The 17,250-nt window shown below is 37.7% G+C and carries 17 protein-coding genes; 9 read left to right on the top strand and 8 right to left on the bottom strand.

The genetic code is table 11. The features are described 5' to 3' along the window. The 4 genes from Q0X89_RS17590 to mgrA form a co-directional block, all read left to right on the top strand. Window positions 1-155, top strand: a 155-nt coding sequence (locus Q0X89_RS17590) for a BBE domain-containing protein (RefSeq protein WP_297696627.1), incomplete at its 5' end; no start/stop codon positions are given. Window positions 156-362: 207 nt separating this feature from the next. Then, window positions 363-2,306 (top strand): PQQ-binding-like beta-propeller repeat protein, encoded by a 1,944-nt coding sequence (locus Q0X89_RS17585; RefSeq protein ID WP_297696623.1) that lies wholly within the window; start codon window positions 363-365, stop codon window positions 2,304-2,306. Window positions 2,307-2,470: 164 nt separating this feature from the next. Further along, the gene (locus Q0X89_RS17580) at window positions 2,471-3,541 is read left to right on the top strand and encodes a uroporphyrinogen decarboxylase family protein (RefSeq protein ID WP_297696621.1); all 1,071 of its coding nucleotides are present in this window, start codon (window positions 2,471-2,473) and stop codon (window positions 3,539-3,541) included. A gap of 68 nt (window positions 3,542-3,609) precedes the next feature. After that, on the top strand, window positions 3,610-4,602 hold the full coding sequence (mgrA, locus tag Q0X89_RS17575) for an L-glyceraldehyde 3-phosphate reductase (protein ID WP_297696619.1): 993 nt from the start codon (window positions 3,610-3,612) through the stop codon (window positions 4,600-4,602). A 7-nt stretch (window positions 4,603-4,609) separates the two neighbouring features. Here mgrA and Q0X89_RS17570 read toward each other — a convergent pair whose 3' ends face one another. Then, complete coding sequence (locus Q0X89_RS17570; RefSeq protein WP_297696617.1) at window positions 4,610-5,119, bottom strand: hypothetical protein; 510 nt, start codon at window positions 5,117-5,119, stop codon at window positions 4,610-4,612. 304 nt (window positions 5,120-5,423) lie between these two features. Here Q0X89_RS17570 and Q0X89_RS17565 point away from each other — a divergent pair, with 304 nt between their 5' ends. The 3 genes from Q0X89_RS17565 to Q0X89_RS17555 are packed head-to-tail and all read left to right on the top strand — an operon-like array spanning window position 5,424 to window position 8,222. Beyond that, window positions 5,424-6,533 (top strand): Re/Si-specific NAD(P)(+) transhydrogenase subunit alpha, encoded by a 1,110-nt coding sequence (locus Q0X89_RS17565; protein ID WP_297696615.1) that lies wholly within the window; start codon window positions 5,424-5,426, stop codon window positions 6,531-6,533. Window position 6,534: 1 nt separating this feature from the next. Beyond that, window positions 6,535-6,843: an NAD(P) transhydrogenase subunit alpha gene (locus Q0X89_RS17560; protein WP_297696613.1), complete on the top strand. Its 309-nt coding sequence runs from the start codon at window positions 6,535-6,537 to the stop codon at window positions 6,841-6,843. Beyond that, window positions 6,843-8,222, top strand: a complete 1,380-nt coding sequence (locus Q0X89_RS17555; protein ID WP_297696611.1) for an NAD(P)(+) transhydrogenase (Re/Si-specific) subunit beta — start codon at window positions 6,843-6,845, stop codon at window positions 8,220-8,222. The genes Q0X89_RS17560 and Q0X89_RS17555 overlap by 1 nt, the downstream gene beginning before the upstream one ends. 62 nt (window positions 8,223-8,284) lie before the next feature. Here the strand turns inward: Q0X89_RS17555 and Q0X89_RS17550 are convergent, their stop codons facing one another. The 7 genes from Q0X89_RS17550 to Q0X89_RS17520 are packed head-to-tail and all read right to left on the bottom strand — an operon-like array spanning window position 8,285 to window position 14,922. Continuing rightward, entirely contained in the window at window positions 8,285-9,406 is a 1,122-nt protein-coding gene (locus tag Q0X89_RS17550; RefSeq protein WP_297696609.1) for an ABC transporter permease, read from the bottom strand. Then, window positions 9,406-10,512, bottom strand: coding sequence for an ABC transporter permease (locus Q0X89_RS17545; protein WP_297696607.1), 1,107 nt, complete (start codon window positions 10,510-10,512; stop codon window positions 9,406-9,408). Before Q0X89_RS17545 ends, Q0X89_RS17550 begins: the two co-directional genes overlap by 1 nt. Window positions 10,513-10,524: 12 nt before the next feature. Then, window positions 10,525-11,253, bottom strand: a complete 729-nt coding sequence (locus Q0X89_RS17540) for an ABC transporter ATP-binding protein (protein WP_297696625.1) — start codon at window positions 11,251-11,253, stop codon at window positions 10,525-10,527. After that, entirely contained in the window at window positions 11,253-12,155 is a 903-nt protein-coding gene (locus tag Q0X89_RS17535) for an ABC transporter ATP-binding protein (RefSeq protein WP_297696605.1), read from the bottom strand. The genes Q0X89_RS17540 and Q0X89_RS17535 overlap by 1 nt, the downstream gene beginning before the upstream one ends. After that, window positions 12,155-13,057 carry an HlyD family efflux transporter periplasmic adaptor subunit gene (locus tag Q0X89_RS17530; protein ID WP_297696603.1) on the bottom strand — a complete coding sequence of 301 codons (903 nt, stop codon included), beginning with the start codon at window positions 13,055-13,057 and terminating at the stop codon, window positions 12,155-12,157. The genes Q0X89_RS17535 and Q0X89_RS17530 overlap by 1 nt, the downstream gene beginning before the upstream one ends. Beyond that, a complete protein-coding gene (locus Q0X89_RS17525; protein ID WP_297696601.1) occupies window positions 13,054-14,307 on the bottom strand; it encodes a TolC family protein in 1,254 nt (417 codons plus the stop codon). The genes Q0X89_RS17530 and Q0X89_RS17525 overlap by 4 nt, the downstream gene beginning before the upstream one ends. Window positions 14,308-14,310: 3 nt before the next feature. Next, window positions 14,311-14,922 carry a TetR/AcrR family transcriptional regulator gene (locus Q0X89_RS17520; protein WP_297696599.1) on the bottom strand — a complete coding sequence of 204 codons (612 nt, stop codon included), beginning with the start codon at window positions 14,920-14,922 and terminating at the stop codon, window positions 14,311-14,313. A gap of 144 nt (window positions 14,923-15,066) precedes the next feature. On the opposite strand from Q0X89_RS17520, the gene Q0X89_RS17515 reads away from it, so the two are divergent. After that, on the top strand, window positions 15,067-16,107 hold the full coding sequence (locus Q0X89_RS17515) for an MBL fold metallo-hydrolase (protein ID WP_297696597.1): 1,041 nt from the start codon (window positions 15,067-15,069) through the stop codon (window positions 16,105-16,107). Between the two features lie 391 nt (window positions 16,108-16,498). Next, window positions 16,499-17,250 (top strand): EamA family transporter (locus Q0X89_RS17510; RefSeq protein ID WP_297696595.1); only part of this gene is annotated, 752 nt, incomplete at its 3' end.

Below are 17,250 nucleotides of genomic sequence, written 5' to 3'. Positions count from 1 at the left end.
CAGGGGGAGCATATTCCAACTTTATGATGGATGAAGGCCAGGAAAGGGTTCAGGCCAGTTATAAGCATAATTACGATCGTTTGACGGAAATTAAAAAAGTCTATGATCCCAACAATTTATTTAGGGTAAATCAGAATATAAAGCCCAAAGCATAAAGATCAGGTTTAATAGTCTTTAGTTCCGGAACTACTTCGAAGAATGAAGGATTAAAGATAATCAAGGGAAGATAAAGTGCCTGACACTTTGCTTTCCTTTTTTTTGTTTTAAAAACTCAACCCTTTGGTTAACAATAATTTGTATATCGCAACGTTTTTATTTCACGAATCAATTCAACCCAAATCATCAATTTTAATATCCACAAAATGCTTAAAAAAATTATCTTATACTCATTTGTTTTCACTAGTATTTCATTATTTGCTCAGTCAGAAGAAACATGGACTTCTTCATTTGATAATGAGATAAACTGGCAGACTGTCAGTGCTTTAGGTAATTACATTGTACATACGAATTCAGGTTTATATGGTATTGACAATAACACTGGGGAGGTAATCTGGAGCGATTTAACTTTTTCACGATTGGGTGAAGATTCATTTACGGAATTGGAGAATTCTCCCTTTGCCAAAATTGAAACAGAAAAAGGGTTTTTTATTGTAAATCTTTTTGATGGCAGTAAGGTATTTAACTCTTTTGATCATGGAATTAAAAATGTGAAACAACATTTTGTCCTTTATCAATCTAATGCCATAGTTGTAGCAGGGAAATCTGTATCGGGAGAAGATATGGCCCTCTCAATAGATATTTCCACAGGCAAAGTGCTCTGGAGTAAAGAAGGTAGTTTTGGCAAATTAATAGATCTTGTTGAGCTGAATGAAGAAGAGTTATTGGGAATAACCTTGCTTAAAAATGTCAAAATTAAATCTAAAACGGGTGATGTAATCTGGAGCGTTGATAATTCAAGCGAGGCGGAACAAATTAGCAAAATGGGTGCTTTTGGTAATCTTCTGAAGAATGTAGCGGAGGCCGCTTCTGAAGGAATAGAAATAAAGCTCGATTTTAATATGCATCCTTCCCGTGAGTATTTTATAATAGGCTCAGAACAAAGAAATGAAAACCGATCAATGTCATCCAGCAGTAATAATACCATTGTAACTTTCACTTCTACATATAGAGCATATGATATTTCAAATGGGAAAATGATATGGCCTGATCCGGTAGAAGTAAAAGGGCAACTGGGGCTTACTACCTGGATAAATAATGATTTATTGGTTCTACCACAGGGAGGCCAAAATTCCCGGGTAAATCTATTCTCCATGGCCGACGGCAAAGGTCTTTGGGGTAAAAAAGGAAGGGGAATAACCATTAAAGGGGGAATTTATGATTACACACCTACTCAAGAGGGATTGCTGGTAATCACTACCAGAAATGAGAAACACTTTTTGAACTACCTTGATACTAAGAACGGACTCTTTACATTTGATAAAACAATCAAGGTAAAAGGTCATGTGGGCTATACCCTTACCACGAAGCATGGAATACTATATGCTACCGAAGAAGAAATGAATATTGTGAATATAGAAACAGGCGATCTTTTATGGGAAAAAGATTTAAAAACCCACTATAAACTAGTCAATCAAAATGGGAACTATTTATACACCTATGACTACAAATCGGGAGCTGTGGCAAGTGTTAATCTTGATAGTGGAGCAATTGATATGGCAGCTACAGAGCCTGTTAGGTTTGATGAAAATGAATCGCCAAATACTTTAGAATTAAGGGAAAAAGGTATTCTGTTAAGTTCTGATCAGAATTTTGCAATGTATGATTATAATGGCACGCTTTTATTTCAAAAATATTATGCCTCACCCAGAGAAGAAGGGTGGAAAAGGGCTTTACTGTTTGCAGGAACCGTTTATGCGGGATATGTCTCGGCAGTAAGCACCATGACTTCGGGAGTATTGCAGCAAGCAGGTGCCCAATATGGTATGGATACTGCAGAAGGGCAGGCATTTGCAGAATTAGGAGCTGCTTATAATGAAATGGGCAGATCTGCCGGCAGTGCAGCACGATTGGCTTTCAACGCTGCCAATAAAAGGTTTAAGGCCACAAAAGAAGCCAGAAACTATTGCATGGTGCTTACCAAAAGTGAAAATGGTATTGAACTTTTAAAAATAAATAAAGATACCGGCGAGAGCGAGAGTAGTATTCCTCTTGGTAAAAACAGGAAGCCAAATTATGCCATTGATCTTGTTGAGGGAGAAGTGTTTTTAAAACATGATTCCAAAATGGTTAAACGCTTTATTTTATAGTGAAATGGTGAAAGCTGATTTCAGCGAAGTCATACTTTAAATACCGAATACTTAATCCTAAATAGGTTCATAATATAGTATGGACTTATTTAGGATTTAATCTTTTTGGACTATCTTTCCATGAGTCTTATACAATGCTGTTTCATTTTTAAATATTCCGACTTATGGACCTAATAACAACAATTAAAAGAAGGGAATTTCTAAAATCTATGGGGTTAATCTCTGCTGGTACTTATGCTACCGGCTTGGGTGTGTTCAGTCTTGGCTCATGTGATTCAACACCGGCTTTCAACAAGCGAGAAGCGGTTTTAAACCTATTGACTTCAACCGGGAAACAGGACTATATTCCCAGTGGGTTTTTTGTTCATTTTGGTGAAGGCTTTCAATGGGGTGATGCGGCAGTTGCAAGACATCTGGAATATTTTAAAGCAATTGACATGGATTTTATCAAAATCCAGTATGAAGCATTATTCCCGGCTATAGATATCATCCAAAAGCCGGAAGACTGGGCCAAAATGCCTTTTTACAAAAAAGATTTTTATGAAAAGCAACTCTATGTGGTTAAGGAATTAGTTAAACAAGGCAAAAAAATGGCTCCGGTCATCGCTACGTTTTATTCTCCGTTCATGTGTGCCGGTCATAGTGTTACCAGTCAATTGGTTACAGAGCATTTGAAACAAGATCCTGAAAGTGTTAAAAAAGGACTGGAAATTATTACAGACAGCGTTATGATCTTTTTAAAAGAATGTAAAAAACTAGGCGTCGATGGATTTTTAGCTCCAACTCAGGGAAATGAGGCATTCAGGTTTCAGGATCCGAATATCTTTCTGGATTATATAAAACCCACCGATATGGTTGTACAGAATGAAATAAATGATGGCTGTATCTGCAATGTTTTACACATTTGTGACTATGAAGGACCCTATGATGATGTGAGTCCATTTGTAGATTATCCGGGTCATATTGTAAATTTAAGCGATGTTATAGCAGGTGAAAGAGTCCCGCTAAAAGAATTGTATGCAATGTTTGGCGAAAGGCCAATAATGGGAGGCCTTGAAAAAAGAGGTCCAATTCTTACGGGTACAGATAAGGAAATACATACCCGGGTAAACGAAGTCCTGCGAGAAGCCCCGGATCGTTTTATCTTAGGTGCTGAATGTGCTTTATTGGGAGAGGTAGATTGGAAAAAAGTACGAACGGCAGTAGATACTGGCCATGCAGTTTCAAAATCCTAATTGCTTGGTCGAATGCTAAATGACCTGATAATCAAATACAAAATTGAACAACTACTAGCGTATCAGATATGAATTATACAGCAAATACTGAAAGGTATGGCCAAATGAAATACAATCGTTGTGGAAACAGCGGTTTACTTCTTCCGGCAATATCCCTTGGTCTATGGCATAACTTCGGCGGTATAGATGTTTATGAAAATGGAAGGAATATGGTTCTTAGGGCATTCGATCTTGGTATTACCCATTTTGACCTCGCCAACAATTACGGACCTCCCTATGGTTCGGCAGAAGAAACTTTTGGAAGAATTTTAAAGTCTGATTTAAAATCATACCGAGATGAATTGATCATTACTTCTAAAGCAGGTTATGATATGTGGCCCGGGCCATATGGTGAATGGGGATCCCGTAAATATCTGATTGCAAGTTGTGATCAAAGCCTTAAACGCATGGGTCTGGAATATGTAGATATATTTTACAGCCACAGACCCGACCCAAATACTCCGTTAGAAGAGACCATGATGGCGCTGGATCAGATTGTTCGATCGGGAAAAGCTTTGTATGCAGGTATCTCCTCTTACGACCCGGAACAATCGCAGAAAGCTATTGATATATTGAAAGAACTCGGCACACCTTGTCTGGTACATCAACCTTCTTATAGTATGTTCAATAGATGGGTAGAGGATGGTTTATTAGATGTGCTTGCGAAAAATGGTGTTGGATCTGTAGTATTCAGCCCGTTGTTTCAAGGATTGTTGACCAATAAGTATCTCAAAGGTATTCCTGAGGGGTCGCGAGCTTCCAAAGCAGACAGCTATTTGCAATCAACAGATATCACTCCCGAAAAGATTGATAAGGTAAAACGTCTTAATGAAATAGCTGAATCCAGGGGGCAAAAAATGGCACAAATGGCGCTTTCCTGGGTTTTAAGGGATGAAAGGGTAACCTCAGTAATTATTGGCGCCAGTAAAGTTTCACAAATAGAAGATGCTGTCGGGATTCTTGAGAAAATGTCATTTACCACGGAGGAATTACAAACAATAGAAGGAATATTAAAAGCCTAGATGCAATCTAGTAATCTTTAAACTGGAAAGTATGTAAGAACCCAAGGGTAACTGTGTTCCAGGTTCTGTTTTCTAGCTGTATTCCGGTATAGGATAGATTAATTTCAGTTAAAGGCCCCATCAGGTAGCCAATGATAGGTCTGTAATAAATTCCACCATCATTACCTTTATTTAATCCAAGACCATAACCACCGTCAACCCCGAAAGAAAAGGAGTTGGAGGGCCATATTCTTAATGAAGCTGCAAGGGGTACAAATTGTACGTCTGTTAGACTATCAGCAATTATATCTGACTGAAAAGATTCCTTAAATCCGTACACAAGTCCTGTACTTATACCAAGGTCAACTACTTCTCCAAGGGCCCACATATAGCCAAGGTCTAATCCGGCCACAAGGCTAATTTCATCATTAAAATCATCAATAGGTAAGCCAGCGTGAATCCCGAGCTTTAGACCCTCTTGTGCATGCAAGCCCATTCCCAGAAATGTGAAAGCTAGTGCTAAAATTGTATTTTTCATTTATATTGACTTTTCATTATAACGTCAAAACTAGTACCTTCTTAAAAGTAGCTGTCATATTTGTTGCCAAACGAACTTATATGGTTGTGAAAAGGCAATAATAAACCCTATGCGCCGGCTAATTTGTTCTAATTTTATTAATAACCGGCAAATTAACATTAACCCCAGTAGTTTATAGATAAGAAAAACTCATAACACTTTTCATTTGATTGTGTAGATTTAGAAAAAATAGTATAATTTCATGGACTCTAAATTTTAATTCAATTCCGGGAACAATATTTAGGCTGCTAAACAACAAACAACTATGATAATAGGTATATTGAAAGAAACTCAAAAAGGCGAAAAACGCGTTTCAATAGCTCCTCGTATAGCAAAACAACTAATTAATAAAGGGTTTGAATTAATCGTAGAAGACGATGCCGGGGAATATTCTTCTTTTAAAAATTCTGACTATAAAGAAGCAGGTGCGAGAATAGAAGAACGTGGAGTTGTTTTTAAAGAGGCCGATGTGCTTATTAAGATAAATCCTTTTAATGAAGATGATTTAAAATTGATTAATAAGGGCCAAATTTTGATTGGCCAATTGTATCATAAATCCTTCCCCAAATTGATTAAGAAAATTGCAGAGCAAGGCGCAACGGCATTTTCAATGGATGCCATGCCCCGTATTTCAAGAGCACAGGATATGGATGTACTTAGTTCACAAAGTAATTTGGCAGGTTACAAATCGGTTATTTTGGGGGCTTATGAAATGAAAAAAATATTTCCGTTAATGATGACTGCAGCCGGTACTATAAAGCCGGCCAGGGTTTTGATATATGGGGTAGGGGTTGCCGGCTTACAGGCAATAGCAACGGCGAAACGCCTCGGAGCTATAGTAAGAGCCACGGATATTAGATTAGAAACCAAGGAGCAGGCAGAGTCTTTAGGCGCAAAATTCATTTTAGTTGAAGGAACTGATGGTCAATCTGAAGATGGTTATGCAAAAGAAGCTACTGAAGATTATGCGCAAAGACAGAAAGAGGCAGTTAACAAATCTCTTTTTAAAGCAGATTTAGTAATTACAACAGCTGGTATACCCGGAAAAAAATCTCCTGTATTAATAACAGAAGAACAGGTTTTACAAATGAAAAACGGTGCGGTGATTATAGACCTCGCCGCAGCCCAGGGTGGTAATTGTGAAATAAGCAAACTAAATAAAACTGTTATAAGAAATGGAGTAAAAGTGATTGGGACCAGTATAGCGCCTGAAAGTGTATCTACCAATGCCAGCGATTTGTATGCCAAAAACATGTATAATTTTATCATGCATCTTACAGAGGATAACCAATTTAAATGGGACCTGGAAGAACAAATTACAGATGAGACTTTAATTGTTCATAATGGAATAATACGACAACCTAAAAGCAAATAAGATGAATGGACTGATACAATTTATTAGTGATAATCTCCAGATTATTTACATCCTTATCCTTGCAATATTTGTAGGAGTAGAGGTCATCAAAAATATTCCTGCCGTACTACATACACCCTTAATGTCTGGTGCAAATGCCCTAAGCGGAGTGGTAGTAATAGGGGCTATATTAGTAATGTTGCAATCCGACCCGGATGATTATTTTTCACTAGCCTTAGGTTTTATAGGGGTAGTGCTAGGGATTATAAATGTAGTTGGTGGGTTTGCCGTAACCGGAAGAATGCTTCAAATGTTTAAAAAGAAAAATTAATGAGCATATCATTAAGTATTATCTATCTGATAGCTACTATAGCTTTTATACTTGGATTAAAAAAGTTAGGGCACCCTGCCACAGCAAAAAATGGAAATTTAATTGCGGCTTCAGGAATGGCTCTTGCTATAGCAGCTACAATTTTTATCCATGATCTTCAAATCCCAACCTTTATTTATATCCTAATTGGTTCAGCCCTATTATTAGGTTCGGCGATTGGGGGTTGGATGGCCGTAAAAGTGAAAATGACGAAGATGCCGGAATTGGTTTCTTTATTCAACGGTTTTGGAGGAGCAAGTGCCGCGCTGATTGGTTTGGTAGAATTCAGTAAAAATGTTGATGATAAAATGCAGGCCACAACTATAGTTTCCGGCATAATAATAGGTGCGATCACATTTTCCGGAAGTATGATAGCCTGGGGAAAATTAAACGGCTCAATAAAAAGCGTTGTCTCTATCCCTAAGTACAATACCATTAATAATTTGTTTTTCCTTGCTATTATAGCATTCGCTGTATTTACTGTAAGTACTGGTGCAAGCGATCAGGCAATAATATTTGGCTTACTTGGGGCAGGTTTAGTTTACGGAATCTTATTTGTGCTCCCTATCGGAGGTGCAGATATGCCCGTAGTAATTTCATTGCTGAATTCATTAACAGGCATTGCAGCTGCTATCACAGGGATTTTATATTCCAATATGGTAATGTTAGTAGGGGGTATCCTTGTTGGTTCGGCCGGTATTATACTTACAATTGCCATGTGTAAGGGAATGAACAGAACCTTGGGAGCGGTGATATTTGGCACATTCGGAGGAACAGATTCAGTTGCAGGAGCTGATAAACGTCTTGGGTCTATTAAAAAAACGAACCCCAGTGATGCTGCAATAATGATGAACTATGCTAATAGTGTAATCATAGTTCCGGGTTACGGATTGGCTGTTGCCCAGGCACAACATGTAATACATGAATTGGAGGAATTGCTAACTGAGAAAGGTGTTGATGTTAAATATGCCATTCATCCTGTTGCTGGCCGTATGCCGGGGCATATGAATGTTTTGCTGGCAGAGAGCAATGTAGATTATTCCTTGTTGGTGGAAATGGAGGATATTAATTCTCACTTTAAAAATACCGATGTTGTATTGGTGGTAGGGGCCAATGATGTGGTAAATCCGGCCGCGCATAACGATCCCTCGAGCCCCATATATGGAATGCCAATACTGGATGCGGAAAATGCAAAACATATCATCGTTAATAAACGTACCATGAATGCCGGATATGCGGGAATAGAAAATGAATTATTCTATAATTCCAAAACGGTAATGCTTTTTGGAGATGCTAAAGATGCTCTTACAGATTTAGTAAGTGAATTAAAGAATATGTAAAGTAGCTTGTAAGTGCTTCCATATAGGAGGTTAAGCCCAATCTTTATTCGTGAAATTTCTTTTTAACTGGTTTTTTTATAACTCCAAACAGCCAGTCCGTTCATAATAAAAGCGTAGACCAGGGTCTTCGCAAATTGAGGCAGTATATCGGTAAAAGATGAACCTTTGAGCATTACCATGCGCATTACTTCAACAAAATATTTGATAGGGTTGAACTCTGTAATTGCCTGTGCCCATTCTGGCATACTCTCTATAGGGGTAAATAACCCACTCATTAAAATAAAAATAACCATAAAAAACCAGGCTATGAACATGGCCTGTTGTTGGGTATCCGTAAAATTAGAAATAAATAATCCTATCCCCAAAACAACAAAAATGTAAATGGATGTATATGCGTACATCAAGGCAAGGCTCCCTACAATTGGGATATCAAAAACTAATTTAGCAATAATAAGCCCTATAGTTAGCAATCCCATACCAATGATCCAGAAGGGAAACAATTTGCCTATAATGAACTGCTTTTTTAGTATTGGAGTAACATTAATTTGTTCTAGGGTACCAATTTCTTTTTCACGTACAATATTCATCCCAGATAAAAACAAGGTAATCATAGTAACCAGTAATACTAATATTCCCGGTACCATAAAGGTTTTATAATTCAAAGTTTCATTATACCAAAATGAAGGAATTGTTGTGATCTGAATTGGTCTAACTAAATTATCTGAAACCTGCATCAACTCAGTTCTTATATTCTTATTAAAACTTTGCACAATCTGACTTACATATACACTTTCCACACCAGCCGTTGCGCCGTCTATTGCATTTATAGTAAGCCCCAATTGGTTGTGTTTATCATTCATTAAATCCTTTTCAAAGTAGGGAGGTATTTCCAGAACTACATCTACATCACCTTTTAGCATCGCGGAATTTGCCTGTTTGCCGGATGCATAATCTGTGAGTACATTAAAATAAGTAGATGCAGTAAATTTCTCTAACAAGGCACGGGAAGTTGGTGTGCGATCATGATCCAGGTATGCAAATTTGATGTTCTTAATTTCAAAAGTTGCAGCATTAGCTAAAATCAGAAGCTGAACCATGGGCATAACAAAAATAATAGGCAACATCCCTTTATTTCTAAAGATCTGCTTAAACTCCTTTTGTATGATAAATCCAATAGTCTTCATTACTCTAAGCGGATTTTATACTTTTTAACACTCAACCCAATAAAAAATACCGTCATTCCCAATAATACCAGGGTTTCTTTCCATATGAACCAAAGCCCGACACCTTTAAGCATTATTCCTTTTATGATGATGATAAACCATTTGGCAGGTACAATGTTGCTGATTATTTGTAATATGAAGGGCATACTGGAAATAGGAAAAATAAATCCGGATAAGAGGATTACCGGAAGCATAAGCCCCATTAAACTAATCATCATGGCAGTTTGCTGTGTTTGCGCAATTGAAGAGATTAAAATTCCAAGAGCGAGAGCCGTGATGATAAACAATACACTCTCCAGACCCAATAAAAACAAACTTCCTTCGACAGGCATTTTAAAAATAAAAATGCTCAGAACAACAATCACAATAGCATTGATCACTGAAAGAAATATATAGGGTACCACTTTGCCAACAATAACCTGGAACGGCTTTAAAGGTGAAACCAGTAATATTTCCATGGTGCCTAATTCCTTTTCCCTAGTGATAGAAATTGAGGTCATCATTGCCGAAACCAACATTAAAATAATAGTCATAACACCGGGCACAAACATAAAAACGCTTTTTAATTCCGGGTTATAAACCATACGCGTTTGTGGGACTATTTGATAAGGAAATTCAGCTGATTTGTTCTTGCTGCTCTGGAATTTTTGAAGAATTGAAGTCACATAATTAAAAATTGTATTAGCAGTATTAGGATCTGTGGCATCCGTGATTATCTGTACATATGCCTTACCGTCTTTGATTAACTTCTGACTAAAATCTTTTTCGATATTTAGGACTGCCTTAACCTTTCCCTGTTTAAAAACGGTTTCTATATCGGCTTCCCGCTCAATGAACTGATCAATACTGAAGTATTCTGACGCCGCAATGCTGTTAATCATTTCCTCAGTTGTCGCATCTTTGGAATGGTCCAGGACAGCAATGTCTACATTGTTTATTTCATTGGTAATAGCGAAACCAAATAGTAAGATTTGGGCAATTGGCATTCCAAATAAGATAAACAGCGATCGTTTATCCCTGAAAATGTGATAAAACTCCTTAATGACGAATCCTCTGAACTGTTTCATATCACACCTGTCTTATCCTCTTGCTAGTTTTAAAAACACATCATTCATTGTTTCGGCTCCATATTGCTCTTTTAGTTTCTTAGGAGAGTCCAGTGCTTCTATTTTACCGTTAACCATAATTGAAACCCTATCGCAATATTCAGCTTCATCCATATAGTGTGTCGTCACAAAAATGGTAGTGCCTTTATTTGCTGATTTGTAGATCATTTCCCAAAATTGTCTCCTGGTTATAGGATCTACACCCCCAGTTGGTTCATCTAAAAAAACAATCTTTGGTTCGTGTAAGAGCGATACCGAAAAGGCTATTTTTTGCTTCCAACCAAGGGGTAAAGAACCCACCATTTGATCAGTAAGGTCTTTCAACCCCAATTCTTCGGTTAATTCTCTTGTCTTTTCCTTAATTTTTGCTCTGGTAAGACCATATATACCGCCAAAAAAAGTTATATTTTCTTTTACCGTCAAATCATCATACAGGGCAAACTTCTGGCTCATATAACCAATATTTTTCTTGATGTTTTCTGCTTCGGATGCCACATCAAAACCAGCTACCCTGGCATCTCCGGCAGTAGGCTTGGAAATACCTATCAGCATTTTCATAGCTGTGGTTTTACCCGCACCATTGGCTCCCAGAAAACCAAATATCTCACCTTGTTTAACCTCAAAAGTAATAGCGCTCACTGCGGTGAAATCGCCAAACATCTTGGTTAATTCTTTAACTTCTATGACATTGTTATTTTCCATCATATGGCTAGTTCCATAAAAGCATCCTCTATGGTTGGTTGTGTAATTTCTATGCTTATACCGGCCAGTTTTTTTTCTTCTAAATATTTCTTCAGCTGTTTTGGATCGAACCCTGTTCTTTTATCTGTATAATGTACAAATTCACCAAAAGGATAAACGCTATGACTATGTTCGTAGGCCTTTAAACTTTCAATCAATTGATACATATTATCCGCGCTCACATTATAAATAGCTTTAGGATAATGCTTTATTATAGCTTCAGGAGTATCTATTTGTAGTATGGTTCCATCTTGTATTAAAGCTATTCTATCACATAGGGCCGCCTCATCCATATATGGCGTAGATACTAAAATTGTAATCCCTTTTTGTTGCAAGCGTTTTATCATTTCCCAGAATTCCTTTCTGGAAACAGGATCAACTCCGGTAGTCGGTTCATCTAAAAACAGCACTTTTGGTTTATGTATAAGGGCACAACTCAATGCCAGCTTCTGCTTCATCCCTCCGGATAATTTGCCCGCTCTTCGGGTCTTAAACGGTTCTATCTGCACATATATGTCTTTAATTAAATCGTAGTTCTCAGCTATGGTTGTCCCAAAAATTGTAGCAAAGAATTTCAGGTTTTCCTCCACCGTTAAATCCTGATATAATGAGAATCTTCCGGGCATATATCCAACACTTTCACGAATGGTTTTGTAATCCTTTAAAAGGTCATAACCTGCTACAGTGGCTTTCCCTTCGTCTGCAATCAAAAGCGTGGTCAGCACCCTGAACAAAGTGGTTTTACCGGCTCCATCCGGACCAATTAAGCCAAAGAGTTCACCTTCATTAACTTCAAAGGAGATGTTCTTTAAAGCTTTTACAGTTTTATAGGATTTTGATATGTTAGAAACAACTATACTCATCAGTTGTTATCAGTAGTCATCCATACTTCTGCCGGCATTCCAATTTTAAGACTGCCATCATTTGCTACATCAACCTTTATGGCATATACAAGGGCAACGCGTTCCTCCTTGGTCTGAATGATTTTTGGGGTAAATTCTGCTTCTGATGCTATCCAGCTAATGTTTCCCTTAAGAGATTGCATGGTGTCTGCATCATCAATCTTAACAATAACTTCCTGTCCAATTTTTAATCCGGCCAATTGTGTTTCACTAAAATAAGCCCTTAATTTCATCGTACTCAGATCTGCTATTTTATATAGGGGTCTGCCAAAAGAAGTGATCTCGTTGGGCTCAGCATACTTAGTTAGAACCGTGCCATTAACCGGATTTATTATTTTGCTTTTTAGTATTTGATCATCTATTTGCCTTAATTGAACATCAATGCTTTTCAGTTCATTGATCACCGGTGCGTTCTGTATTTCAACACTTAGTATTTGTTGTTTAATCACATCTATTTCACCATTGATATCATCCAATTGCTTTTGTGTTCCAGCATTGTCTGCAATGAGGTTTTCTGCGCGTACTTTGTTTGTATTTGCAGTTTTTAGTTTTGCATTTAAAACTGAAATTTGAGATAATACACTTTTCGATTGTGAGGATACCACGGCTCTGGATGACAACAACTGTTCTCGTTTAAGAGCTAAGGGAATAGTATCGATATACCCTATGAATGTACCTTTTTCAAGAAGGTCTCCTTCTTTTACATTGAACTGCATCAGTTTGCCGCTATTTTCTGCAGAAATAGTGATTTCAGTGGCTTCAAAATTGCCATACCCATCCGCTTTTCCGTTGTCACCGCTGCACGACGAAAGACTTAGTAACAGTGCGACTATTCCTGTTATATACGCTGCTTTATTCTTCATTTTTGTCCTTGAATTATATTATAGTTTGCCTTGGCAAGTTCCAGTTGAATTCTATGTGTGATCAATGTATTCTCGTCTGTATATAGATTCGTTAGTTCCGTGATATAGGCCGATGAAGTAATCACGCCGTTCCTCAGCTGTGAATCTGCTGCATTGAGCACTTCTTTTCGCAACTTAATAATCTCTATATCTGAAGCAATAAATCCTGAAATTTTTTCAATTTCAGATTGTTGTTGCTGGAGCTCAATATTGGTGTTCAGGTTAAAAGTATTGGTTTCGGTATCAATGATGTCTTTGTTAATGGACAATGATTCACGTTGCTTTTTAGTTGCATTCCAGTCGAATACATTCCAATTCAACTTCAGGCCTACAACATAAAAAGTCTGAAAAGCATTCTCCAAAGGGTTTAATCCGGGGTTCCCGTAACCTCCATCTGCAAAGCCATAAATTTTAGGTAAATTTTGCCTGGAAAGTAATTGATCTGAAGTCTCTAATTGTGCTTTCTTAAGTTGAAACAACTCGAGCTCAGGGCGATAAAGTTCAGTATTCAAATCGGTAGTAATCTCAGGGTTCTGCAATAGGGTAGTGGAGGTGATCTCCTTGCCTATAAGTGAAGCCAGGGTTTGCAGCAAACTAGCCCTGTTTAAATCCAATTCTATAAAACCCTGGTTAATTTTTAGGAGTTCCACTTCCAGTACTTTATCTGAGGCTGGCAATATCGTGCCGTTTTTAATACCAGACTGCACTTCTTTAAGTTTTGCGTTAAGTTGTTCCCTTTTTGCCTCTAAAAGAGCTCTGTTTTCCTGCGACAACAAAATGGAAAAATAAAGCTGATTAACCTGCTTTTTTAATTGGTACAAATTAACCTCCAACTGTTTTTGTTTTGTTTTTAAACTGGCTGTTTCTGCCTCAATAGATGTATTGATCAATCCACCTCCATAGATTAACTGATTAACAGTTAGAGTGGCCCGGTATTGATCTTTATTAGGCGGTACAATCCCCGTATCCGGAAGTGGAATTTCTATCACTTCAGACTGGTAGGTTGCCTGGGCGTTCAAATTCAATTCAGGCAGTCTATCGGTCTCAATAGCTTCTATATCTATTGCATTTTGTTTTTCATAAAGTTCAGACTGCCTTGCTAAAGGATAATTAGTGTCTACCAAATTATAACAATCATTTAGTGTGAGGGGTTCCTGTGCAAAAGCACCCAGAGAAACCAGTACTATCAGATAGCTACTTAAATGTTTCATTTGCTATGCTTTTATAGAGTTTATAATAAAATCCGCGACTTCTGTTTTTCTGTCTTCTACAAGTTGCTTAAAGGCCTTGTCATCTATATTTACAAAAGCCTTGATTAAAGGGGAAGCTACAAATGGAAAAATATTCAGAGCCATAATATTTATGAATAACTGTTCTGCTTTTATGGGCTTAAGTATTCCTTCCCGGATCTCAACATCAATTTGTTTTTTAAATTTTTCAATATTGGGAAATCCTTTCTTCTCCTTCATTTGTAAAACAAAATCAGGATTCCTGTTAAGTTCCTGAATAATAAAAGTTGGCAGATAGGGGTGTTTGCTAATAAATGAAATATAATTTGATGTAAAGTTCCTGATCTTTTCCTCCACAGAGGATTCGTCATTTAGAATGGAGTTAAGCTGAGGCGCCAGGAGCGCGAAAGCATTTTTAAAAACCGCTTCAAACAGAAGTTGCTTACTCCTGTAATAATAGTGTAGCATAGCTTTATTGATCTGTGCTTCATCTGCTATTTCCTGCATTCTTGCACCATCCATGCCTTTATTTTGAAACACTCTTTTGGCTGCATCCAATATGATATGTTCTGTTTTGGAGTCTTTTGTTTTAGTCATATTCAACTATTCAGTTTAACCATATGGTTGACAAATATATTAAAAAGAATCCTATTATAAGCTACCTTCTTTAAACTATGTTTTTATAATTTCACCACCGTTAGGGCCTTTTACGACTTTATGATTTTATAAAATTAATTTAGCATGAGAAAACAATTTGGTGCACGCGCCTCAAAAACTGATATTCAAAACTATGCAACTTCAAAGCATTGGGACGGGACCAAATTTGAAAACCTGGAAGTCACTAAAATGGATATCAATTTTCAAACCTTGCCAAGGTTACTCTATAAACAGTTTTGTGAAAAGGAGGGGAGGGAGCCACTACGCAAATTACCTATAGCTCTTTTTGATAAGCCTGCTTTCTTAAGTGCTTCGGAGAAAACAAAGTTTATATGGTATGGACATTCGGCCATACTATTGAGAATGAATGGACTTACATTATTTATTGATCCAATGTTGGGTCCAAATGCAGCGCCAATTGCGCCTTTTCCCGTAAAACGATTTAGTTCTAACACCCTTGAACTCATAGATGACTTCCCTGAAATTGATCTGCTCCTAATGTCCCATGATCATTACGATCATTTGGATTTGGCAAGTATACAAAGACTTAAACCGAAGGTTAAACACTATTTTGTGGCTTTAGGTGTTGCCCGTCATTTAATAAAATGGGGGGTTCCCCAAAAAGATATCACAGAATTTGACTGGTGGTCCAACCAGAGTTTTAAGGATATAGAAATTACCTTTACCCCAACCAGGCATTTTTCCGGACGTGGCCTAACAGATAGGGCCAAATCACTTTGGGGTGGCTGGGCCTTTAAAACGGCCAAAGAGAACATCTGGTTTAGCGGAGATAGCGGTTATGGCACTCATTTTAAAACTATTGGAGAACAATTAGGTCCGTTTGACTTTGCATTTATGGAATGCGGGCAATACAATGAAAACTGGCATCAGATTCATATGTATCCGGAGGAGAGTGTAAGGGCTGCTCTGGAAAGCAGGGTTGCCAAATCTATGCCGGTGCATTGGGCAGGATTTCCTTTGGCTCAACACTCCTGGAAAGATCCAATTGAAAGGTTTGTAGAGGAAGCCATGAAACAGCAAATTTCATATGGCCACCCTGTCATGGGAAGTTTGCATACATTTAATGAAAACCTTACACATAAATGGTGGGATGACATACACTAAACTTTTGCCTTTTGTTTGGCAATTTGGTGGTATATAGAATATAACCCGTATGGCTTACGATGAATATTTAACAGATATCATAGAACAAATACTCAAAATTCTAAGTGTGCACTATACATCAAAAAAATGATGGGAGGTCATTTATTCTAAGTTGATAACAATATATATTGTAGGATAGCTTGCCGTTAGTCAGAATTGACGAGGAGGCCTTTAATTAAGAGATAAGAAAAAGTTTACTTACTAAACCTCTGAAAAGGCAAGCAGAAAGCGAATAAAGAAATAGCACAAATAGCACAGGCCTTCACTTTTTTTTATCCGAGAAGTTAACTATTTGAAAAAAATCCTTCCCGGTCTACTTTCAAAAAGCTAATATTGCTCTCTATTCTATCGTATGGAGTCTAAACGAAATGTTCCATTAATAATCGGTGCTTTCTTCGCTATTTATGTAATCTGGGGGTCTACCTATTTACTCAACAAGATTGCCGTAGCAGAATTACCACCTTTTATGCTGGCAGGAGTTCGTTTTACAGTGGCCGGACTTCTCATTTTTGGAATTGCTGCAATTTTGGGTAAAAGCCTTCGTATTACCAAAAAGCAGCTGGGCAATACCATCCTGGTGGGCTTCCTTTTCCTGAGTTTTGGGAATGGGGTAGTGGTGTGGGCCCTGAAATATGTGGATAGTAACTTTGCGGCTTTAGAAATCTCTGCTCAACCCCTTATCGTCCTTTTAATGATGTGGATCCTGCAGGGAAAGAAAATTCAATCCAGTTCTATAGTAGGCATTTTTTTGGGGATTATAGGGATGTACCTGCTTATAAACCAAAAAGCGGTACTGGAGCAGGAAAACGCCTTTTTGGGTATTGGTATGATCTTTTCCGCCATGCTTGCCTGGGCCTATGGCAGCCTCTTTGTGGTCCGTGCAGATTTTCCGAAAAACTTTTTTGTAAACACCGGCTACCAGATGTTTATGGGTGGACTTATGCTGGGTCTTATGAGCCTGGTTTTTGGTGAATCCTGGAGCCTGCCCACTTCCTGGAGTGCAGAAACCAACTGGTCCATGCTACTACTTATTATTTTTGGCAGTATAGTGGCCTTTACTTCCTTTAATTACCTTTTAAAAAATGTTTCCCCGGAAAAGGTGGC

Origin of the sequence: uncultured Eudoraea sp. (genome assembly GCF_947258525.1) — a bacterium.
Taxonomy (GTDB): Bacteria; Bacteroidota; Bacteroidia; order Flavobacteriales; family Flavobacteriaceae; genus Eudoraea.
Note: the sequence above shows the minus strand (reverse complement) of the source record. Positions and strands in the feature narration are given on the sequence as shown.